Genomic DNA, 16,745 nt, shown 5'->3' with positions numbered 1-16,745 from the left:
CCTCGCTCAGGACTTGTTGCGCTTGACCTGATTGAACGGCACGCCACGATCGGCGGCGTGCTCGCGGAAACCCCAGCACCCGTTCGCCGATGATGTTGCGCGCGATCTCGGTGGTGCCGCCGCCGAGCGCCGCGGTCTGCCGCGACAGGTAGCGCTCGCCGTAGCGGATGCGGCCGTCGTCACCGTCGACCACGCCGGCACTGCCCGAAATCGCCACCGCGGTGTCGAACTCCAGAGGATGGGTCTCGGCGCAGTCGCATCGCGCCGAGCGTCGACTGCATGATCAGGGCGGCCGTGGCGTCGACGTCGAGGCCGGCCCGGAAGGAACCTTCGGCGATACCGCGGTCGATGATGTCCTTGATCAGCTCATGCAACGGGAGGAGCACACGGGCGTACTCGCTGGGCAGCGCCCCGGCCAGGCGGTCGTTGTAGTCGGTGACGCCGCGGTTGACTCGGTCCTGGGTCGTCAATTCGGCGGGTGTGCAGATGCGATCGATGAGCACCCGAAGGGCCGCAATGCTCGGCAGGGCGGCCGTGTCGTCGCGCCACTTGCGCGTCGACTCGGACATGATCTTGTCGACCAGCGCGAGAAGCAGCTCATCCTTGGTGGAGAAGTGCTGGTAAAAGGACCTTAGCGAGGTCTTCGACCGCTCTACGACCTCGAGCACGGTGAAGTCGGTGCGGCCGGTTTCGCCCAGGATCGCCAGCGCGGACTTCATGAAGCGCTTGGGGCGCGACTCCGGGTCGACGCCGGCGATCTCCGTCGCGGACGCTCGGCCGCTCGGCTTCGCCATGGTGGACACCTTCCGGCTCGTGGTGATGAGTGGTAATGACGTTACCGGTTTTGCAGAAGCTCGGTTACTGTTCCTTCCCATGACGACAGACGCAGCGCCGAGGCCGTGGACCGTCCAGCGATTGCTCGACCTGCTCGACGTGGCGCCCGACGGCGAGAACCGGTTCACCGCCCAGACGGGTCCTGCGGGGCAGGACGAACGACAGGCGGTGGAGGGCACCCAGGTATTGGCACAGGTGACTGTCGCTGCGGCCCAAAGGTTTCCGGAGAAAGTCGGTGCGGGCGGTCTGTGCGGTGTTCGCCCGCGCTGTCATGGTCGGCGCCGGACCCGTCGACCTGAAGATCGATGTCGTCGGTGAAGGCCGTTCGACGGCCACCGCGATCGTGACGGCCAAGCAGAACGGGAAGCGCTGCATCACGGTGACGGTGCTCCTGGACGTCCCGACCGGCGACGTGGTCCGTCATCATCTGCCTCGTCCCGAGGTGGCCGCACCCGCCGATGCCAACGTGTCGGGAATGGCGATGACCGGACGCGAGCTGCGCCTGGTCGACGTGGTGGACGTCGACAGCCCCGATGAAGTCGGGCCGCCGGAGTTGCACGCCTGGCTGCATTACGACCTGATCCCGACGCGTGACGATCTGGCCAAGGCGTTGGTCGCCTATTTCACCGGCCACCTTGGTATTTGGCGATGCGGGCGCACGAGGGCATCGGAACCAGCCAGGCGCACTTGACGGTGTCGACCCCGCCGATGACGGCGTCGGTCAGCTTCCACGAACCGGTTCGGTGGGACGGCTGGCTGCCCTACACTCACGAGAGCAGGCAGGTGGGTGCCGGCATGTCCTAGGTCCGTGGCGCGGTGCACACCGAGGACGGTGAGCTCATTGCGTCGTTCGCACAGGACGCGCTGATCCGGCCCCTGCGGACCACCGACACCGGCATCAAGGAACAGTCACGGCTGTAGCAAGTGGCCCCAGTTCGCCGCTCGGAAGTGGCCCACATTGAATGCCGGATCCGGACTAGCGTCGAATGCATGTTGGCTGCAGGTAGCGTCAAGATCTCCGATCTGCTGAGCGTCACCCCTCCGTCGATCGCCGCGGGGGCGCATGCGATGACACAAATGGTCGAACTCCCGCCGGCGGACGCCGGTCTGGCCCCGCATCGCCATTCCGGTCCGGTGTTCGGTTACGTCCTCGAAGGCAGGATGCTGTTCGAGCTCGAGGGCGAAGAGCCTCGAGAAATCGTTGCCGGGGAGGCATTTTGGGAACCCGGCGGTGATGTGGTGCATTACCAGATGGTCAACCTCGACGAGAGCACCTGGACTCGATTCCTGGCGGTGTGCATCTGCGCACCCGGGGTCGAGATGATCACCATGCTCGACTCGGATGAGATCACGGCCCGCGACCATCTGCGCCACCCGAGCGCCCGCCGGCACCAGAACTGAGCACGATGCAGGCGATCATCGCGCGTGACCAGGCTGCCGGCGTCGACGGACTGTCGTTCTCCGAGATGCCCCATCCGCACGCCGCCGAGAATGACGTCATCGTCCGGGTGCACGCGGCCGGCTTCACCCCGGGGGAGCTCGACTGGCCCGCAACCTGGGTGGACCGGGCCGGCCGCGACCGGGCACCCAGCATTCCCGGGCATGATGTCTCCGGTGTCGTCTCCGAACTGGGATACGGAACCACCGGATTGTCGGTCGGCCAACGAGTCTTCGGAATCACCGACTGGGCCCGCAACGGTTCACTAGCGGAATACGTTGCGGTGGAAGCGCGTAACCTGGCACCGCTGTCTGCCACGATCGAGCACACCGTGGCTGCTTCGATACCGATTTCGGGACTGACGGCGTGGCAGGGGTTGTTCGACCACGCCAACCTCGCGGCAGGGCAGACCGTTCTGATCCACGGCGCCGCCGGCGCGGTCGGTTCCCTGGCGGTGCAACTCGCACGCGAGGCGGGCGCCTCGGTGATCGGGAGCGGACGTGGGACGCAGCGAGACGCGGTGCTCGATCTCGGTGCCGACGGGTTCGTGGATTTGGATCGGGATGAACTGGACGGCGTCGGTGAGGTTGATGTCGTATTCGATGTGATCGGCGGCGAACTTCTCGATCGATCCGCAACGCTGGTCCGCTCCGGTGGCATCCTGGTGACCATCGCTGAACCACCGCGAGTGCGGCCGGACAATGGAAGGGCAGTCTTCTTTGTCGTCGAAGCCGATCGCGCCCAGCTGGCCCTCCTCGAACAGAGGGTGCGCGACCAACGGCTCATCCCGAGGGTAGGGACGGTGTACCCACTGGCCGACGCCGTCACAGCGTTCGATCCGGCCCGTCGCACCCACGGCAAGGCCATCGTCCGTGTCATCGGTGACGAATAATCCACGCCGGGCCACCGCATTCGACGGGCGCGGTGGAGGATAGGCCAATCGTCCGGCCCGCCGAGCATCTTTGTGCCCCGCTGCTCGTCCACCTCGCCCGTCGGATGCAAACCGAGGCCGACATCGCGATGGCTACCGGAGTCGGCCTGCGCGCGCGTCACGTCATCGCGCTGACCCTGCTGCGCGACCTCGGCGAGCAGAACCAGTCGGACCTGGCGGCTACCCTCGGGATGAACCCCACCAATGTCGTCGCGCTGCTGAACGAACTGGAGGCGGAGGATCTGCTGCGGCGACTGCGGTCACCGCAGGATCGTCGGCGCCACAGCGTCGCCCTCACCGCCGCAGGCAGGGCATTGTTGAAGGACATCGAGGACCTCCTCATCGGCGTCGAGCAACGGGTGCTCGACCCGCTGACCCCGCAGGAACGACAGACGTTGTACACCTTGCTCAGACGATCGACACTGACTCGATCATCGATGTCGGCAAGTCCTGACGAGTGAACTCGTATCTCGATGACAGCGACCAGCGACGGGCGAAAAGGCCCCTGCGATCAGCACTGAGAAAGCTTGGCCGCGGCAGGCGCCATCTTGGCCTGCTCGGACTCTGCCGCAGCCTGATCAGTACGAACGGGTATGTCCGGTGAAACTCGCCGAGGATTCTCGGCGGGAGAGTGTCATGTCGGCAGGTGCGGTGATCGCTGAGAACGCTTGCCTTGCAAATGAATGCGGACCTGCCGGTTACCCCACAAGCGCAGCACGTTGACGACTACCTGGTTCACGGTGGTCACTCCGTGCTGGCAGCGCCGCGGATGTCGACGGTGTGGTGAACGACGTCGTGGAGGTGATAGACGGCGATGGACGCGACGGTGAATTCGCTGCCGTTGCTGCGCAGACCGCGCCGCGACCATGCATCGGCGGCCACGCCGTCGTAGGTGTCGGCGACGACGCGGGCGGCGTCCAGCACCTGGTCCGCCACGACTGCGGGGTTTTGCGATGCGTAGTCGTCGGCTACGGCCGTCTCATCCTGATCCCAGTCGGGAAAGACCGGGACATCCACGGTGAGCATGAGCCGGACCCGCTGGTCGAAGATCCGGTGCACGTCGCGAATGTGGCAGCCGTATTCCAGCGGTGACCAGACTGACGGCCGCGGTCTGGCGCGGACATCGGGTGCCTCGAGCGCGCTGGCCCACACCACCGCATTGCGACGGATCCGACCCGGCACGTCGGTGGGGTGGACGGCCGACGGGTCGAAGCTGCATTCGTCGCACGACCGGGTGATCACCCACGTCCAGTCCTTGGTGTCGGGGGCGATCGCGTCGTCGTTCGCGCTCACTATCGCGCCTGCGTGACCACGAAAGGCAATTCGGTGAGCGGCAGCATGCCGGCCTTGTCGGCGTACAGGCCCAAGGTATAGGGGCCCTCCTGCTGCACGTGGAATTTCAGCACCTTCGGACCAGCAAGATATTTGTACGCACGGTCGGGCTCATCCGCCCAGTGGAAGTTCCACTCCTCACCGCCGACCACCTCGCCATCCGGTGACTTGCTGAGAATGAAGAGATGCGGGTCGTTGTCTTCGCCGTTCTTTGCCAGTAGCACCACGACAAGCGGTATGGCGACCGGCCCGGGTATGTGGTCCGCGGCGAACGCCGGCATCGGCATGCCCGTAGCGCTGACGCCGAGGTCGGCGAGATCGGTCCAGTGCACCGGCACAAAAGCAACGACTTTCACCACGCTGACCCTAATCGACCATTGGCGCGCCGCCCGACTCTGCCGCGGGCGAACGGTTGCCGCGTCGCGAAGCCGCGGGTTGGCGACGGGCGTCGTGGGTACAAGTTCCACGGCCTCTGAGCCGCAGGAAGGACCACCCATTCATGTCGGAGATAACCGCTCACCATCCTGGTCTGCCCAGGCCGACGTGCTGCACTCGGCGGGTTACCGGGTGATCGCCTACGACCGCCGAGGATTCGGTCGCAGCGACAAGCCGCTCATCGGTTACACCTATGAAGTCCTGTCGGATGACCTGTCCGCGCTCATCGAGGAGCTCGATCCCCGCGATGCAACGCTGGTGGGGTTCTCGATGGGCGGCGGAGAAGTGGCCAGCTACTGCGCCCGCAAGGGCGTCGGGCGGCTTCGTAGCGTGGTCTTCGCCTCATCGGTCACGCCGTACATGCTCAACAGAGAGGACAACCCTGACGGACCGTTGAGCAAGACGCAGGCGGCGCAGATGGCGGCCGCGTTGACAGCAAATCAGGATTCCTTCTATGACCAGTTCATCACCGAGTTCTTCTCCGTCGACGGCACTTTGAAGGTCGGCGAGCAGCAACGCAAGGAGGCGCTGGCAATGTGTCACCAGGCCGGCAAGGCGGCCGCGCTGGCATGTCTGACCACATTCGGCGCCACCGACTTCCGTGAAGACCTCCCCACGGTGTCGGTGCCGAGCATGGTGATACACGGCGACGGTGACCAGACGGTGCCCTTCGCCGGGTCTGGCAAACGCACCCACGAAGCACTTCCGGGGAGCCGGCTGCACGTCATCGCCGACGGCCCGCACGGCGTCAACGTCAGTCACGCCGATGAGTTCAACGACGCGTTGCTGGCGTTCCTCGGCGACGATGCCGCCGACGGTAACTGACGGTCAGTCGTCGCCGAGTTGGACTGCGGCGTCCCGAATCCGGTCACCTGCACCCGACCCGATGGGGTCGCCGTGGCCGAAACATGCGGTCGCGACATCGAGGGCGGCCAGACGCCGGAACGACGCGACGGCGCCGAGCCGGTCCTGATTGAAGGTGCCCAGGATGACGGTTCCGACGTTGGCGATCGCATCGCCGGTGAACAACACGCCGTGCGCGGGGAGGTGGACTGCGATGCTGCCCTCGGTGTGACCGGGTACGGCCAGGATTTCGGCTCCGCCGCCGAAGTCGAGCACCTCACCGCCCGTCAGTTCACGGTCCACCGGCACCGGCGGCGCGACGTGTCGGAGATCCGCCGAGACGCGTTCCAGGATCGGTCTCTCCCAATCCTCCAGCACCGGGGGCGGCATGGTCGCCGTTCCGCGTATCGCCGCGGCGTCACCGGCACCGGCCATCACCGGTGCCCCGGTCGACGCTCGCAGATCAGCGGCCGAGCCGACATGATCGACGTGGCCGTGGGTCACCACGATCCGGTCGATGCCGGGGAGTTCCGCAAGGATCTCGGCGGCCGATCCCGGTGCGCCCGTATCGATCAGGGTAACCGAATCGCGGTCCCGCCATACGTAGAGCTGCCAGCCGTTCACCCGCAGCATGGTCAGATGGGGGGTGACGTCGATCGACTCCATGCCTCGACGCTAGGCGGCGGTGTCGGCGGGCGACAGCGGATCAGCTGGTGGCGAAATCGCGTGTCAATGCCGATCTGAGCACATCGAGCGGCAACCCGCCGAGATCCAATGCACGGCTGTGAAACTCCTTCAGCGACAGCCCGCGGGTGGTCAGTTCGTCGCGGAGTTGCTGCCAGATTCGTTGCCCGATCGCATAGGACGGCGCCTGGCCGGGCCAGCCCAGATATCGGTCGAGCTCGAACCGCAGGTTGTCCTCGGCCATAGCGCTGTGCGACTGCAGGAAGGCCCACGCGCGGTCGGCGTCCCAGACGCCGCCGTCGGGTGCGGTGAATCCGCAGTGCACGCCGATGTCGATGACCACCCGGGCCGCCCGAAAGCGTTGGGCGTCAAGCATTCCCATCCGGTTTCCGGCGTCGTCGAGCCAACCGAGTTCGGCCATCAACCGTTCGGCGTACAGTGCCCAGCCCTCGCCGTGACCAGACACCCAACAGCCCAGTCTGCGCCATCGGTTCAGCTGATCGGCCAGCACCACCGCACGTCCGATCTGCAGGTGGTGGCCCGGTACGCCTTCGTGGAAAACGGTCGTCGTTTCCTGCCACGTGTGAAAGCTGTCTGTGCCGGGCGGGACCGACCACCACATCCGGCCGGGCCGCGAGAAGTCCTCCGAGGGCCCGGTGTAGTAGATGCCACCCGTCTGCGTCGGTGCGATGCGGCATTCCAGCCGGCGAAGCGGCTCCGCGATGTCGAAGTGGGCGCCCGCGAGGGTCTGGACGGCGCGGTCGGACAACTCCTGCATCCAGGCCTGCAGCGCGTCCGTGCCATGCACCAGGTAGCGCGGTTCGTCGTTCAGCCGTCTCAACGCCTCGGCCACCGACGATCCGGGGTACAGCAGATACGCGATCGACTCCTGTTCGGCGACAATGCCTTCCAGCTGGGCAAGTCCCCACTGGTAGGTCTCGTCCAGATCGACCTCGGTGCCGAGGAACTGACGTGACATCAGCCGGTACGCATCACGGCCGAACGCGTCTTGTTGGCGTGCGTGCGGCGCGACGTCGTCGCGCAACACCGCGGCCAGGTCGTGGTATGCCGTGGCCGCGGCGGTGGCACTGCCATGAAGTTGGCTGCGCAGCCTGTGGTTTCCCGGTGCGGCATCGGTGACCATCTCGACGAACAACTGCTGTATCTGGGCGGCCTGATCGATGGCGCGATTGACTTGGCGCAGCGCCGGCGCGTGCCCGGTTGCCGCCGCGGCGCGCAACGACTCGGCATAACCCGCAACGCGCTCGGGCAGGCGCGACAGCCGGCGGTTGATCGTCGCCCAGTCGTCGTCGGTCTCGGTGTCCATCAGATCGAACACATCGCGCATCGTCTGAAGCGGCGAGGCGATCACGTTCAACTCCCCGACGTCGAACCCGGCATCGTGTATTTCGATCTGCGTGCCGAGCCGCTCCCGCATCGCGGCCACCGTGACCGAGTCGACCTCATCCGTCGCCGTGGTGCCGTCGAGCTCTCGAAGCGCCGACCGGGCGGCGTCGACGCGGGCCGCCACGCCGTCGGGGGAATAGTCGGTGATGTCGTCGTCGTGGCCTGTGATGCCCGCTTCGGTTGCCGCGCAGGGGTCGAGCTCGGCGAACGTCTCGAGATAGCGCTCGGCGACGGCGTCCACGGCCGTTAAGGGCCTACCCAAGGTTGTCGGTCGCGAACGTATTGCATTTCTTCGGGTCACCGGTCTGATAGCCGACGGTGAACCACTTCTGCCGCTGCTCGGATGAACCGTGGGTCCATGCCTCGGGATTGACGCGGCCGGTGGCGGACTTCTGGATCCGGTCGTCGCCCACGGACGAGGCAGCCGATAACGCGTCGGCAATATCTTTGTCGCTCAACGGTTCCAGGAACGTAACCCCCGTGCTCTCCTGCTTGTCGATGGCCGCGTAATGCGCCCAGACGCCGGCGTAGCAGTCCGCCTGCAGTTCGGTGCGTACACCGCCGCCCTCCGCGCCCTGGGGGTCCTGCTGGGCCCGGCCCAGGTCACCCAGGAGGTTTTGCACGTGGTGGCCGTATTCGTGCGCGACCACATACTCCTGCGCCAACGGTCCACCACTGGAACCGAATTGGTCGACGAGCACCTGGAAGAAGTCGGTGTCGAAGTATGCCGTCTGGTCCACCGGGCAGTAGAACGGCCCGACGTCGCTGGTTGCCGGACCGCAACGGGTATCGACCTGGCCGGTGAACAGGCGGGTGTGGGGGCGCTTGTAGCCGGGGAGTAGCTGTTGCCACACGCTGTCCACCGAGTTCGTGGTCGCCACCACCCGGCACTGCACAATGCGGTTGGCGTCCTCACCGGTCTTGCACTGGGTCAGGTCGAAGCCGGGCGCCTCGACACCTTCGGTGCTGCCGATCTGTCCCTGTTGCGGTATCACCGTGCTGGGATCGACGCCGAGAAACAGCGCTACCACCACGATCACCAATCCACCGAGTCCACCGCCGATGGCGATCCCGCGGCCGGGTCCGCGGCCGCCGCCACTGGTCGACGTGGTGCTCGTGTCGATCTGCATACCTTCGTTGAAGGTCATCGCACCACTCCGTCGCTCGCACCGTTTGGACCAGGTCACTCCAGCTTTGCACACTACGATTTGGGTGTGGCGGTCGTTGCCGGACATTCCTCTGTTGTGCACACCGGGTTGGGTGACCTGCGCGGTACCACCGAAGGAGGCGTGGGTGTCTGGCGCGGTGTCCCCTACGCCGAACAGCCGGTGGGCCGGCGGCGGTTTCTGGCGCCCTCGCCGCTGGAGCCGTGGACCGGTCTGCGGGATGCCCTCGAGCACGGGCCACTGCCGCCGCAGACGAAGTCCTTCGTCGGCGGCGGCCGAGACGACCCCAAGGTGCGCGACGAGGCGTGCCTGACGCTGACGGTGTGGTCGCCCGATACCACCGCGTCGCTACCGGTGATGGTGTGGATACCCGGTGGCGCCTTCGTCTACGGAGCGGGCCAGTTCCAGCTGTACAACGGGTCGAGGTTGGCCGCGAACGGAAACGTCGTGGTCGTCAACGTCACGTACCGGATCGGGGTATTCGGAGGCTTCGAGCTCAGCGACCTCGGTGCGGGATTCGACGACAACCTGGCGCTGCGTGATCAATTGGCCGCGCTGCTGTGGGTCCGCGAGAACATCGCCGCCTTCGGAGGTGACCCCGACCGGGTCACCGTGTTCGGCGAATCGGCCGGTGCCACCTCGGTGCTGGCCCTTTTGGCCAGTCCCGCCGCCGACGGCCTGTTCAGCCGTGCCATCGCGCAGAGTCCGGCACTGCCGCTGATCGCAGACCGCGAGGTCAGGGCCGAACGTGCCCACGAGTTTCTGCGGCGGCTCGGGGTCGGCGCCGACGAGGTGAAGGCACTTCCTCAGCGCCAGCTCCGCCGCGCTGCGGGTCGACTACAGCTGCGCAGCGCGGCCGTGACGCCGACCCTCGCCTACGGGCTGACCTACGGTGTCGACCTGCTGCCGCACCATCCGGTGGATGCCGCGCGCGCGGGAGTGATTTCCCGTGTTCCGCTGATCATCGGCACCAACAGTCACGAGGCGTCGATGTTCGCGTGGACCAAGCCACCGATGTTGCCGACCACACAGGCCTCCGTCAGCGCCTACTTCGACCGCGTCGCGCCCGGCAAGAAGGACCGCGTGCTGGCGGCGTATCCGGACTACCCGAGTCGGCGGGCACTGGTGGCCTTCGGTTCCGATGTCATGTTCGGCGGACCGGCGTGGGCGTTCGCCGACGCCTACAGCGGGGTCGCGCCGACCCACGTGTACCGGTTCGACCACTTCGGCTGGAGCTTGCGGGTGCTCGGGCTCGGCGCCACCCACGGCAGCGAGATCGTGCACGTGCAGCACAGCTATGCGTCCTTCGTCGGGCGCAAGCTGCATCCACTCGGGCGGCGGCTGCAGCCGCCGGTCGGGCGGCGGATGCAGCGGGCCTGGCTCGACTTCGCGACCAAAGGCTGGGAGACCTCCGAGATCCGTTGGTCCAGTGGGCACGACTGGCCCATCTACGACACCGAAAAACGCGCTACGCGCATCATTCTGTCCGCCCATGACAGCGTGGTCTCCGATCCCGACGCCGAGCGCCGCAAGGCCTGGGCGGGGCTTTACTGACCGAGTTTCTAGCCGGGACCGTCGCTGGCGGCGGCCAGCAGCGGCACGATCACGTCGCTGATCGGCGTGGCGATGCCCTGCCCGGCCGCCTTGCGCCGGATGACATCGTTGCGGATGTCCCACTCCAGGCGTCGGCCGGCCTCACGGTCGGTGAGCATCGAGGTGGTGACATCCGGCGGTGCCTGCGCCAGCATGCCGACGATGTCATCGATCACCCCATCGCCGAGATTCGCGCCGTCGGCCCGCGCCACCACAAGGCATTCGGTCAGGTAGCGGCGGGCGAGCGCGTCGACGTCGTCGCGGCGGAACATTCCGGAACGACGGCCGGTGAGCACCATGAAACCGACCACCGAGTTGAGGATCAGCTTGCGCCATGCGGCGGTCGCGAAATCGCGTTCGAGTTCGATAGTCATCGCGGTATCGCGGAAAAGTTCGGCGATCGTTTCGCCCGCAGGGGTGTCCGGCAGCACCAGCCGCGTCTCGACGCGCACCCGAACCCAGCCTTCGGGTTGTCGCTCGCCTGAGATCCACACCGCCGCGGGCACCACGTGCGAGGTCGGGCAGAAGCGGCCGACCCGCTCCACCTGTTCGACACCGTTCTGGAGCGCACACACCACGGAGCGCTCATCACACAGCCGGGCCAGCCATGGCGCCGCATCTTCGTTCTGGGTGTCCTTGACCGCGAGGAAGACCACATCGCGGGGGCCGTCGACCTCGCCGGGATCGGTCAGCACCGGTCCCGGCACGATGATCGGCTCCCGGTCCTCCAACCGGACCTCGATGGACTCGCGCGGAGTATGCCCGCACAACAACACCTGATGACCGGCGGTATGCAGAAACGCTGCCACGGTCGAACCGATCGCCCCTGGACCCACGACTGCGGTGCTCGTACCCACGAAGGCCAAGGTACCGGCGGTTGGGCCCCCACTACACTGTGGCAGTCCTCATCTCAGGTCTTTCCCAGGGAGTTTTTCGTGCTGCGCACTCATGCCGCCGGTTCGCTGCGGATCACCGACGCCGGGCAGACGGTGACGCTCGCCGGCTGGGTGGCCCGGCGCCGTGACCACGGCGGTGTCATCTTCATCGATCTGCGCGACTCGTCCGGGGTGTCGCAGGTGGTGTTCCGCGAGAGCGGCGTGCTGGAGCAGGCGCACCGACTGCGCGCGGAGTTCTGCATCGCCGTCAACGGCGTCGTCGAGATCCGGCCCGAGGGCAACGCCAACGCCGACATCCCCACGGGCGACATCGAGGTGAACGCGACGTCGCTGACCGTACTCGGGGAGAGTGCGCCGCTGCCGTTCCAGCTCGACGAGGTCGCCGGTGAGGAGGCCAGGCTCAAGTACCGCTACCTGGATTTGCGACGCGAAGGCCCGGGTAACGCAATTCGCCTGCGCTCCAAGGCGAATGCGGCCGCCCGCGACGTGCTGGGCCGCCACGACTTCATCGAGATCGAAACACCGACGATGACCCGGTCGACGCCGGAGGGGGCGCGCGACTTCCTGGTGCCCGCGCGGCTGCAGCCCGGTTCGTTCTACGCGCTGCCGCAGAGCCCGCAGCTGTTCAAGCAGCTCCTGATGGTGGCAGGCATGGAGCGGTACTACCAGATCGCCCGGTGTTACCGCGACGAGGACTTTCGCGCCGACCGCCAGCCCGAATTCACCCAGCTGGACATGGAATTGAGCTTCGTGGATTCCGAGGACGTCATCGCGGTCGCCGAGGAGATCGTCACGGCCCTGTGGGCGTTGATCGGCTACGACGTGCCCCTGCCTCTGCCGCGGATGACCTATGCCGACGCGATGCGGCGCTTCGGCTCGGACAAGCCCGATCTGCGGTTTGGTCTCGAACTTGTCGAATGCACCGAATTCTTCACAGACACCCCGTTCCGCGTGTTCCAGGCGCCCTACGTCGGCGCGGTGGTGATGCCCGACGGTGCCGCTCAGCCGCGCCGCACGCTGGACGCCTGGCAGGAGTTCGCGAAACAACGCGGGCACCGCGGATTGGCGTACGTGTTGGTGGGCGAGGACGGCACCTTGAGCGGTCCGGTGGCCAAGAACCTGTCCGACGCCGAACGCGACGGTGTGGCCGGTCATGTCGGCGCGTCGCCCGGTGACTGCATCTTCTTCTCGGCGGGTCCGCCCAAGTCGTCGCGCGCGCTGCTGGGTGCCGTGCGAATCGAGATCGCCAGGCGGCAGAATCTGATCGATCCCAGCGCATGGGCGTTTACCTGGGTGGTCGATCCGCCGTTGTTCGAGCCGGCCGACGAGGCGACCGCACACGGCGACGTTGCCGTCGGGTCCGGGGCATGGACCGCCGTGCATCACGCGTTCACTGCGCCCAAGCCCGAGTACGCCGGCGGCATCGACACCGACCCTGGTGCCGTTCTGGCCGACGCCTACGACATCGTGTGCAACGGCAACGAGATCGGCGGCGGCTCGATCCGTATCCACCGCCGCGACGTCCAGGAGCAGGTGTTCAAGGTGATGGGCATCGACCAGGACGAAGCAAACGAGAAGTTCGGGTTCCTGTTGGACGCCTTCACCTTCGGTGCGCCGCCCCACGGCGGTATCGCCTTCGGCTGGGACCGGATCAATGCGCTGCTCTCGGCGACGGACTCGATTCGCGAGGTCATCGCCTTCCCCAAGTCCGGAGGCGGTGTGGACCCCCTGACCGGTGCACCCGCGCCGATCACACCGCAACAACGCAAGGAATCCGGAATCGACGCCAAGCCGGAGAAGCCCGAGAAATCGTGACCGGTCCGAAGACGAGCGCAGCGGACTTCAACGCCGAGGTCGTCGCGGAGTTTCGTGCCAACGGCGGTCAGGTCGCGGCGTTCGAGGGCAATGAGCTGTTGCTGCTGACGACGACCGGCGCCAAATCCGGTCGGCCGCGGCTTTCTCCGCTGTCGTGCAAGCGAATCGACGGAAAGATGTTCGTCATCGCCGGATACGGCGGCGCGGACGTCAACCCGGCCTGGGTGTACAACCTGCGGTCGCACCCGAAGGCGCACGTGGAATCGGGCGAGGCGTCATTCGACGTGACGGCGCGCGAATTGCCGCCCGCGGAGCGCAACGAGATCATTCCCAAACTCACCGCTGCAGTGTCGGCTTTCGCGGAGTACCAGGCCAAGACGAGCCGCATGATTCCGATCTTCGAACTCCAGCGCGCGGATTAGGTCGCAGTCGGCCCGCATTAAGTAGGGCATGACCGAATCGCTGGACATGGAAGGGTGGCGGGCGATCAACGTCCCGGTCACCGAGGAGTTCCGCGCCAACCAGGGCAGGGTGGGTGGCCGCTTCGAGGGCAGGGATCTGCTGCTGCTCACCACCACAGGTGCGAAGTCGGGGCGGCCGCGTGTGGCACCCCTGACGTACTTCACCATCGACGGCAAGGTGATCGTCGTCGGCTCGCGGGCCGGCGCGCCCAAGCACCCCGACTGGGTGCACAACCTGCGGGCGAATCCCGCGGCACATGTGGAGATGGGAGGAACGGACTACGACGTCGTCGTTCGCGAGTTGCCCGCCGCAGAGCGCGACGACACGTTCGGCAAGATCGTTGAGCAGGCCCCGCGTTTCGGGGATTACCAGGCGAAGACCGGGCGCGTCATCCCGCTCTTCGAGCTGCAGCGCGTCTGATTGCGCCGACGACGGAATAGATCCGCAGACCCCACGGCTGGAGGAATCATGACCGAGTCCACAGAAGAAGTCGCCGCGTTTCGCGCGATGAACGAGCCAGTCGTCGATGAGTTCCGGGCCAGCGGGGGCAGGGTGGGCGGCCAGTTCGAGAACATCAACCTGCTTCTGCTCACCATGACAGGCGCAAAGTCCGGGCAGCCGCGCCTGGCGCCGCTCGCGTACTTCGTGATCGACGGTAAGACGATCATCGTCGGATCCAAGGGCGGTGCGCCCAGCGATCCGGACTGGGTGCGCAACATCCGGGCGAACCCGCGTGTGCAGGTCGAGGTGGGAACCGACACGTACGAGGCAATTGCCCGCGAGCTGCCATCGGAGGAGCGCGACGAGACCTACCCGAAGGTCGTTGCGGTGCAACCAGGCTTCGGAGAGTATCAGGCCAAGACCAGCCGTGTCATCCCGCTCTTCGAGCTGCAAAGGGTCTGATTTGCCGGCCTCGGCACCTCGCCGCCGGCTGGCATCACACGCTGACTTTTCGTTAGTCTCAGAAGTAACAGCCGTTACATTCGAAGAAGGTGATGAGTGAGCGCCGCGGCTCTGTTTTTCGCGGTCTTCCTGGCCTGTGCGGTCGAGGCCGTGGAAGCCCTGACCATCGTGCTGGCCGCGGGCACCGCCCGCGACTGGCGCTCGGCCATCACCGGCGTTGTCGCCGGAATGGGTGTCCTGGCCGTCGTCGTCGCAGTGCTCGGACCCGCGCTCTCGGCGATTCCGCTCGACGGACTGCGCTTGTTCGTCGGCGCACTGCTGCTGGTTTTCGGGCTGCAATGGTTACGCAAGGCGATCCTGCGGGCCAGCGGGCATAAGGCCATACACAATGAGACGCTGGCCTTTGCCGCGGTCCTGGCCGACGCCCGGCAGGCGGAGACCCGGCGCCGCTGGGCGGTGACCGATTGGTACGCGTTCACCCTGGCGTTCAAGGGCGTCGTGCTCGAAGGACTCGAGGTGGCTTTCATCGCGCTCACGTTCGGCAGCAATCAACACAACATCCCACTGGCCGCGATGGCGGCAGTGGCCGCGGCACTGGCGGTGACCGCGGTGGGCCTGGCCATCCGCGCGCCGCTGGCGCGCGTCCCGGAGAACAGCATCAAGTTCGTCGTCGGAGTGATGCTCACCGCGTTCGGGTTGTTCTGGAGCGCCGAGGGTGCCGGCGCGCACTGGCCGGGGCAGGACGCGGCACTGCTGGTGATCATTCCTGCGATCGCGATCTACGCCCTTGTCCTCGTCGCCGTCTTCCGCCGTCCGACCACCGCGGCGGGTCAGAACATCACCCCCGGGAGGGCCTCCGCATGATCGCGAGATTCCGTGCCTTCGCGGGGTTCTGGTACGCCTTCGTCATCGGTGACGATTGGCGGGTGGCGTTCGGGGTGGCCGTCGCCCTCGCGCTCACTGTCGCGCTCAGTGCAACGACCCACCTGCCCGCGTGGTGGATCGTGGTGGCGGCGGTCGCCGCGCTGCTGCCGCTGAGCATCCGCCGGGCCATCCGGCCCAAATCCTGAAATCAGCCGCCACAGTCCTGCCCGCCGTTCGATCTGCAAGGGACGGAATAGGGTGCGGTTTGTCAGGCATTGAGCAAGGCGTGACCGAAACCAGAGATGCGGCGGGGTGGCAAGCGTACAACAACGCCATCGCCGAGGAGTTCCGCGCCAACAAGGGGCGGGTGGGCGGCGAGTTCGACGGCGCAGATCTGTTGTTGTTGACCACAACCGGCGCAAAGACGGGCCGAAACCGGCTGGCGGTGCTGGCCGATGTGAGTGTCGAGGGCCGGATGATCATCGTCGGCTCGTTGGGCGGCGCCCCCAATCACCCCGACTGGGTGCACAACTTGCGGGCGAACCCGCGCGCGTCCGTCGAGGTGGGGGGAGTCCGGTCACGACGTCGTCGCCCGCGAGCTACCGCCCGCGGAACGCAATGAGATGTTCCCGAAAGTTGTTGCACTGCAACCACTCTTTGGTGAATACCAGAACAGGACCACGCGAGTCATCCCGCTGTTCGAGTTGCGGTGCGTCTGACGCCGAAACAGAAGCCAGGGTCGTGAAAGGCACTTGAGTAGCCTCGTGGTAAGTGCGCCGGTGAGGCGCCCAGCTTCCAGGCCACCAACGCCGCGATCGACCGCGCCCCGGTCGACCCGCACAACCCGTCGTGATCCAACTCCGCGACGATCTGCACAATGCGCCCATCAATGGCATTGCGCTGCCCCGCCAACTCCGACAACTCCCCGAACAACACCTCAACCCGCTCCCCAGCCCGCACCACCGGCACCTCAAGCGAAGCGGTCGACGACATAACCCCAACATCGCAACCAGGTCCGACAAATCAGGACCGCCGATCCACACCCGGCCAAGGCCCTCATCAGATACCAAGAGAAACAGCGTGATTGGCCACCAACCGCTGCGCAGCCGTAGCTTTCGGCGCGGAGAAGCTGCCTTGAATGG

18 protein-coding genes and 4 pseudogenes are annotated in these 16,745 nt (G+C 66.4%); 13 read left to right on the top strand and 9 right to left on the bottom strand.

Annotated features, from left to right (window positions below):
• Nucleotides 1-6: 6 nt before the first annotated feature.
• Both ACVWWN_RS27000 and ACVWWN_RS26995 read right to left on the bottom strand, forming a co-directional pair.
• Nucleotides 7-262: pseudogene (locus tag ACVWWN_RS27000) on the bottom strand (acyl-CoA dehydrogenase family protein); the annotation flags it as partial.
• The gene (locus ACVWWN_RS26995) at nt 180-794 is read right to left on the bottom strand and encodes a TetR/AcrR family transcriptional regulator (RefSeq protein ID WP_457146586.1); all 615 of its coding nucleotides are present in this window, start codon (nt 792-794) and stop codon (nt 180-182) included. The gene ACVWWN_RS26995 and the pseudogene ACVWWN_RS27000, both read right to left, overlap by 83 nt.
• A 79-nt stretch (nt 795-873) precedes the next feature.
• Between ACVWWN_RS26995 and ACVWWN_RS26990 the strand changes: the two are divergent.
• From ACVWWN_RS26990 to ACVWWN_RS26975, 4 genes and pseudogenes are all read left to right on the top strand, one after another.
• Nucleotides 874-1,755 (top strand): annotated as a pseudogene (locus ACVWWN_RS26990) (acyl-CoA thioesterase).
• Between the two features lie 69 nt (nt 1,756-1,824).
• Nucleotides 1,825-2,235: a cupin domain-containing protein gene (locus ACVWWN_RS26985; RefSeq protein ID WP_457146585.1), complete on the top strand. Its 411-nt coding sequence runs from the start codon at nt 1,825-1,827 to the stop codon at nt 2,233-2,235.
• 5 nt (nt 2,236-2,240) lie between these two features.
• The gene (locus ACVWWN_RS26980) at nt 2,241-3,164 is read left to right on the top strand and encodes an NADP-dependent oxidoreductase (RefSeq protein ID WP_457146584.1); all 924 of its coding nucleotides are present in this window, start codon (nt 2,241-2,243) and stop codon (nt 3,162-3,164) included.
• 32 nt (nt 3,165-3,196) lie between these two features.
• A complete protein-coding gene (locus ACVWWN_RS26975; RefSeq protein ID WP_457146583.1) occupies nt 3,197-3,664 on the top strand; it encodes a MarR family winged helix-turn-helix transcriptional regulator in 468 nt (155 codons plus the stop codon).
• A 283-nt stretch (nt 3,665-3,947) separates the two neighbouring features.
• Here the strand turns inward: ACVWWN_RS26975 and ACVWWN_RS26970 are convergent, their stop codons facing one another.
• Both ACVWWN_RS26970 and ACVWWN_RS26965 read right to left on the bottom strand, forming a co-directional pair.
• A complete protein-coding gene (locus tag ACVWWN_RS26970) occupies nt 3,948-4,496 on the bottom strand; it encodes a DinB family protein (RefSeq protein ID WP_457146582.1) in 549 nt (182 codons plus the stop codon).
• The gene (locus tag ACVWWN_RS26965) at nt 4,496-4,891 is read right to left on the bottom strand and encodes a hypothetical protein (protein WP_457149491.1); all 396 of its coding nucleotides are present in this window, start codon (nt 4,889-4,891) and stop codon (nt 4,496-4,498) included. The genes ACVWWN_RS26970 and ACVWWN_RS26965 overlap by 1 nt, the downstream gene beginning before the upstream one ends.
• A gap of 13 nt (nt 4,892-4,904) precedes the next feature.
• Here ACVWWN_RS26965 and ACVWWN_RS26960 point away from each other — a divergent pair, with 13 nt between their 5' ends.
• Entirely contained in the window at nt 4,905-5,795 is an 891-nt protein-coding gene (locus ACVWWN_RS26960) for an alpha/beta fold hydrolase (protein ID WP_457149299.1), read from the top strand.
• Between the two features lie 3 nt (nt 5,796-5,798).
• Here the strand turns inward: ACVWWN_RS26960 and ACVWWN_RS26955 are convergent, their stop codons facing one another.
• Genes ACVWWN_RS26955 through ypfJ form a run of 3 tightly spaced genes read right to left on the bottom strand, consistent with a single transcriptional unit; the run spans nt 5,799 to nt 9,052 of the window.
• Nucleotides 5,799-6,479 (bottom strand): MBL fold metallo-hydrolase, encoded by a 681-nt coding sequence (locus ACVWWN_RS26955; protein WP_457146581.1) that lies wholly within the window; start codon nt 6,477-6,479, stop codon nt 5,799-5,801.
• A gap of 40 nt (nt 6,480-6,519) precedes the next feature.
• On the bottom strand, nt 6,520-8,166 hold the full coding sequence (locus ACVWWN_RS26950) for a DUF885 domain-containing protein (RefSeq protein WP_457146580.1): 1,647 nt from the start codon (nt 8,164-8,166) through the stop codon (nt 6,520-6,522).
• A complete protein-coding gene (gene ypfJ / locus ACVWWN_RS26945; RefSeq protein ID WP_457146579.1) occupies nt 8,159-9,052 on the bottom strand; it encodes a KPN_02809 family neutral zinc metallopeptidase in 894 nt (297 codons plus the stop codon). Before ypfJ ends, ACVWWN_RS26950 begins: the two co-directional genes overlap by 8 nt.
• A gap of 66 nt (nt 9,053-9,118) precedes the next feature.
• On the opposite strand from ypfJ, the gene ACVWWN_RS26940 reads away from it, so the two are divergent.
• Nucleotides 9,119-10,624 (top strand): carboxylesterase/lipase family protein, encoded by a 1,506-nt coding sequence (locus tag ACVWWN_RS26940; protein ID WP_457146578.1) that lies wholly within the window; start codon nt 9,119-9,121, stop codon nt 10,622-10,624.
• A gap of 8 nt (nt 10,625-10,632) precedes the next feature.
• Here the strand turns inward: ACVWWN_RS26940 and ACVWWN_RS26935 are convergent, their stop codons facing one another.
• Nucleotides 10,633-11,520, bottom strand: a complete 888-nt coding sequence (locus tag ACVWWN_RS26935) for an oxidoreductase (RefSeq protein ID WP_457146577.1) — start codon at nt 11,518-11,520, stop codon at nt 10,633-10,635.
• 78 nt (nt 11,521-11,598) lie between these two features.
• Between ACVWWN_RS26935 and aspS the strand changes: the two genes are divergently transcribed.
• The 7 genes and pseudogenes from aspS (at nt 11,599) to ACVWWN_RS26900 (ending at nt 16,322) form a co-directional block, all read left to right on the top strand.
• A complete protein-coding gene (aspS, locus tag ACVWWN_RS26930; RefSeq protein WP_457146576.1) occupies nt 11,599-13,374 on the top strand; it encodes an aspartate--tRNA ligase in 1,776 nt (591 codons plus the stop codon).
• On the top strand, nt 13,371-13,796 hold the full coding sequence (locus tag ACVWWN_RS26925; RefSeq protein ID WP_457146575.1) for a nitroreductase family deazaflavin-dependent oxidoreductase: 426 nt from the start codon (nt 13,371-13,373) through the stop codon (nt 13,794-13,796). The genes aspS and ACVWWN_RS26925 overlap by 4 nt, the downstream gene beginning before the upstream one ends.
• Before the next feature lie 28 nt (nt 13,797-13,824).
• Nucleotides 13,825-14,256, top strand: a complete 432-nt coding sequence (locus ACVWWN_RS26920) for a nitroreductase family deazaflavin-dependent oxidoreductase (protein WP_457146574.1) — start codon at nt 13,825-13,827, stop codon at nt 14,254-14,256.
• Between the two features lie 48 nt (nt 14,257-14,304).
• Nucleotides 14,305-14,739, top strand: coding sequence for a nitroreductase family deazaflavin-dependent oxidoreductase (locus ACVWWN_RS26915; protein ID WP_457146573.1), 435 nt, complete (start codon nt 14,305-14,307; stop codon nt 14,737-14,739).
• A 96-nt stretch (nt 14,740-14,835) separates the two neighbouring features.
• Nucleotides 14,836-15,603, top strand: coding sequence for a COG4280 domain-containing protein (locus ACVWWN_RS26910; RefSeq protein WP_457146572.1), 768 nt, complete (start codon nt 14,836-14,838; stop codon nt 15,601-15,603).
• The gene (locus ACVWWN_RS26905) at nt 15,600-15,809 is read left to right on the top strand and encodes a hypothetical protein (protein WP_457146571.1); all 210 of its coding nucleotides are present in this window, start codon (nt 15,600-15,602) and stop codon (nt 15,807-15,809) included. The genes ACVWWN_RS26910 and ACVWWN_RS26905 overlap by 4 nt, the downstream gene beginning before the upstream one ends.
• Nucleotides 15,810-15,889: 80 nt before the next feature.
• Nucleotides 15,890-16,322: pseudogene (locus ACVWWN_RS26900) on the top strand (nitroreductase family deazaflavin-dependent oxidoreductase).
• A 52-nt stretch (nt 16,323-16,374) separates the two neighbouring features.
• Here ACVWWN_RS26900 and ACVWWN_RS26895 read toward each other — a convergent pair.
• Nucleotides 16,375-16,596 (bottom strand): annotated as a pseudogene (locus tag ACVWWN_RS26895) (DUF222 domain-containing protein); the annotation flags it as partial.
• Nucleotides 16,597-16,745: the final 149 nt, after the last annotated feature.

It is taken from the genome of Mycobacterium sp. URHB0021, assembly GCF_054057895.1.
Note: the sequence above shows the minus strand (reverse complement) of the source record. Positions and strands in the feature narration are given on the sequence as shown.

Excerpts from the sequence above, each read along its gene's own strand:
- ACVWWN_RS26995 (WP_457146586.1), bottom strand. The coding sequence starts at position 794 with ATGGCGAAGCCGAGCGGCCGAGCGTCCGCGACGGAGATCGCCGGCGTC.
- ACVWWN_RS26920 (WP_457146574.1), top strand. The coding sequence starts at position 13,825 with ATGACCGAATCGCTGGACATGGAAGGGTGGCGGGCGATCAACGTCCCG.
- ACVWWN_RS26955 (WP_457146581.1), bottom strand. The coding sequence starts at position 6,479 with ATGGAGTCGATCGACGTCACCCCCCATCTGACCATGCTGCGGGTGAAC.
- ACVWWN_RS26905 (WP_457146571.1), top strand. The coding sequence starts at position 15,600 with ATGATCGCGAGATTCCGTGCCTTCGCGGGGTTCTGGTACGCCTTCGTC.
- ACVWWN_RS26985 (WP_457146585.1), top strand. The coding sequence starts at position 1,825 with ATGTTGGCTGCAGGTAGCGTCAAGATCTCCGATCTGCTGAGCGTCACC.
- ACVWWN_RS26915 (WP_457146573.1), top strand. The coding sequence starts at position 14,305 with ATGACCGAGTCCACAGAAGAAGTCGCCGCGTTTCGCGCGATGAACGAG.
- ACVWWN_RS26980 (WP_457146584.1), top strand. The coding sequence starts at position 2,241 with ATGCAGGCGATCATCGCGCGTGACCAGGCTGCCGGCGTCGACGGACTG.
- ypfJ (WP_457146579.1), bottom strand. The coding sequence starts at position 9,052 with ATGACCTTCAACGAAGGTATGCAGATCGACACGAGCACCACGTCGACC.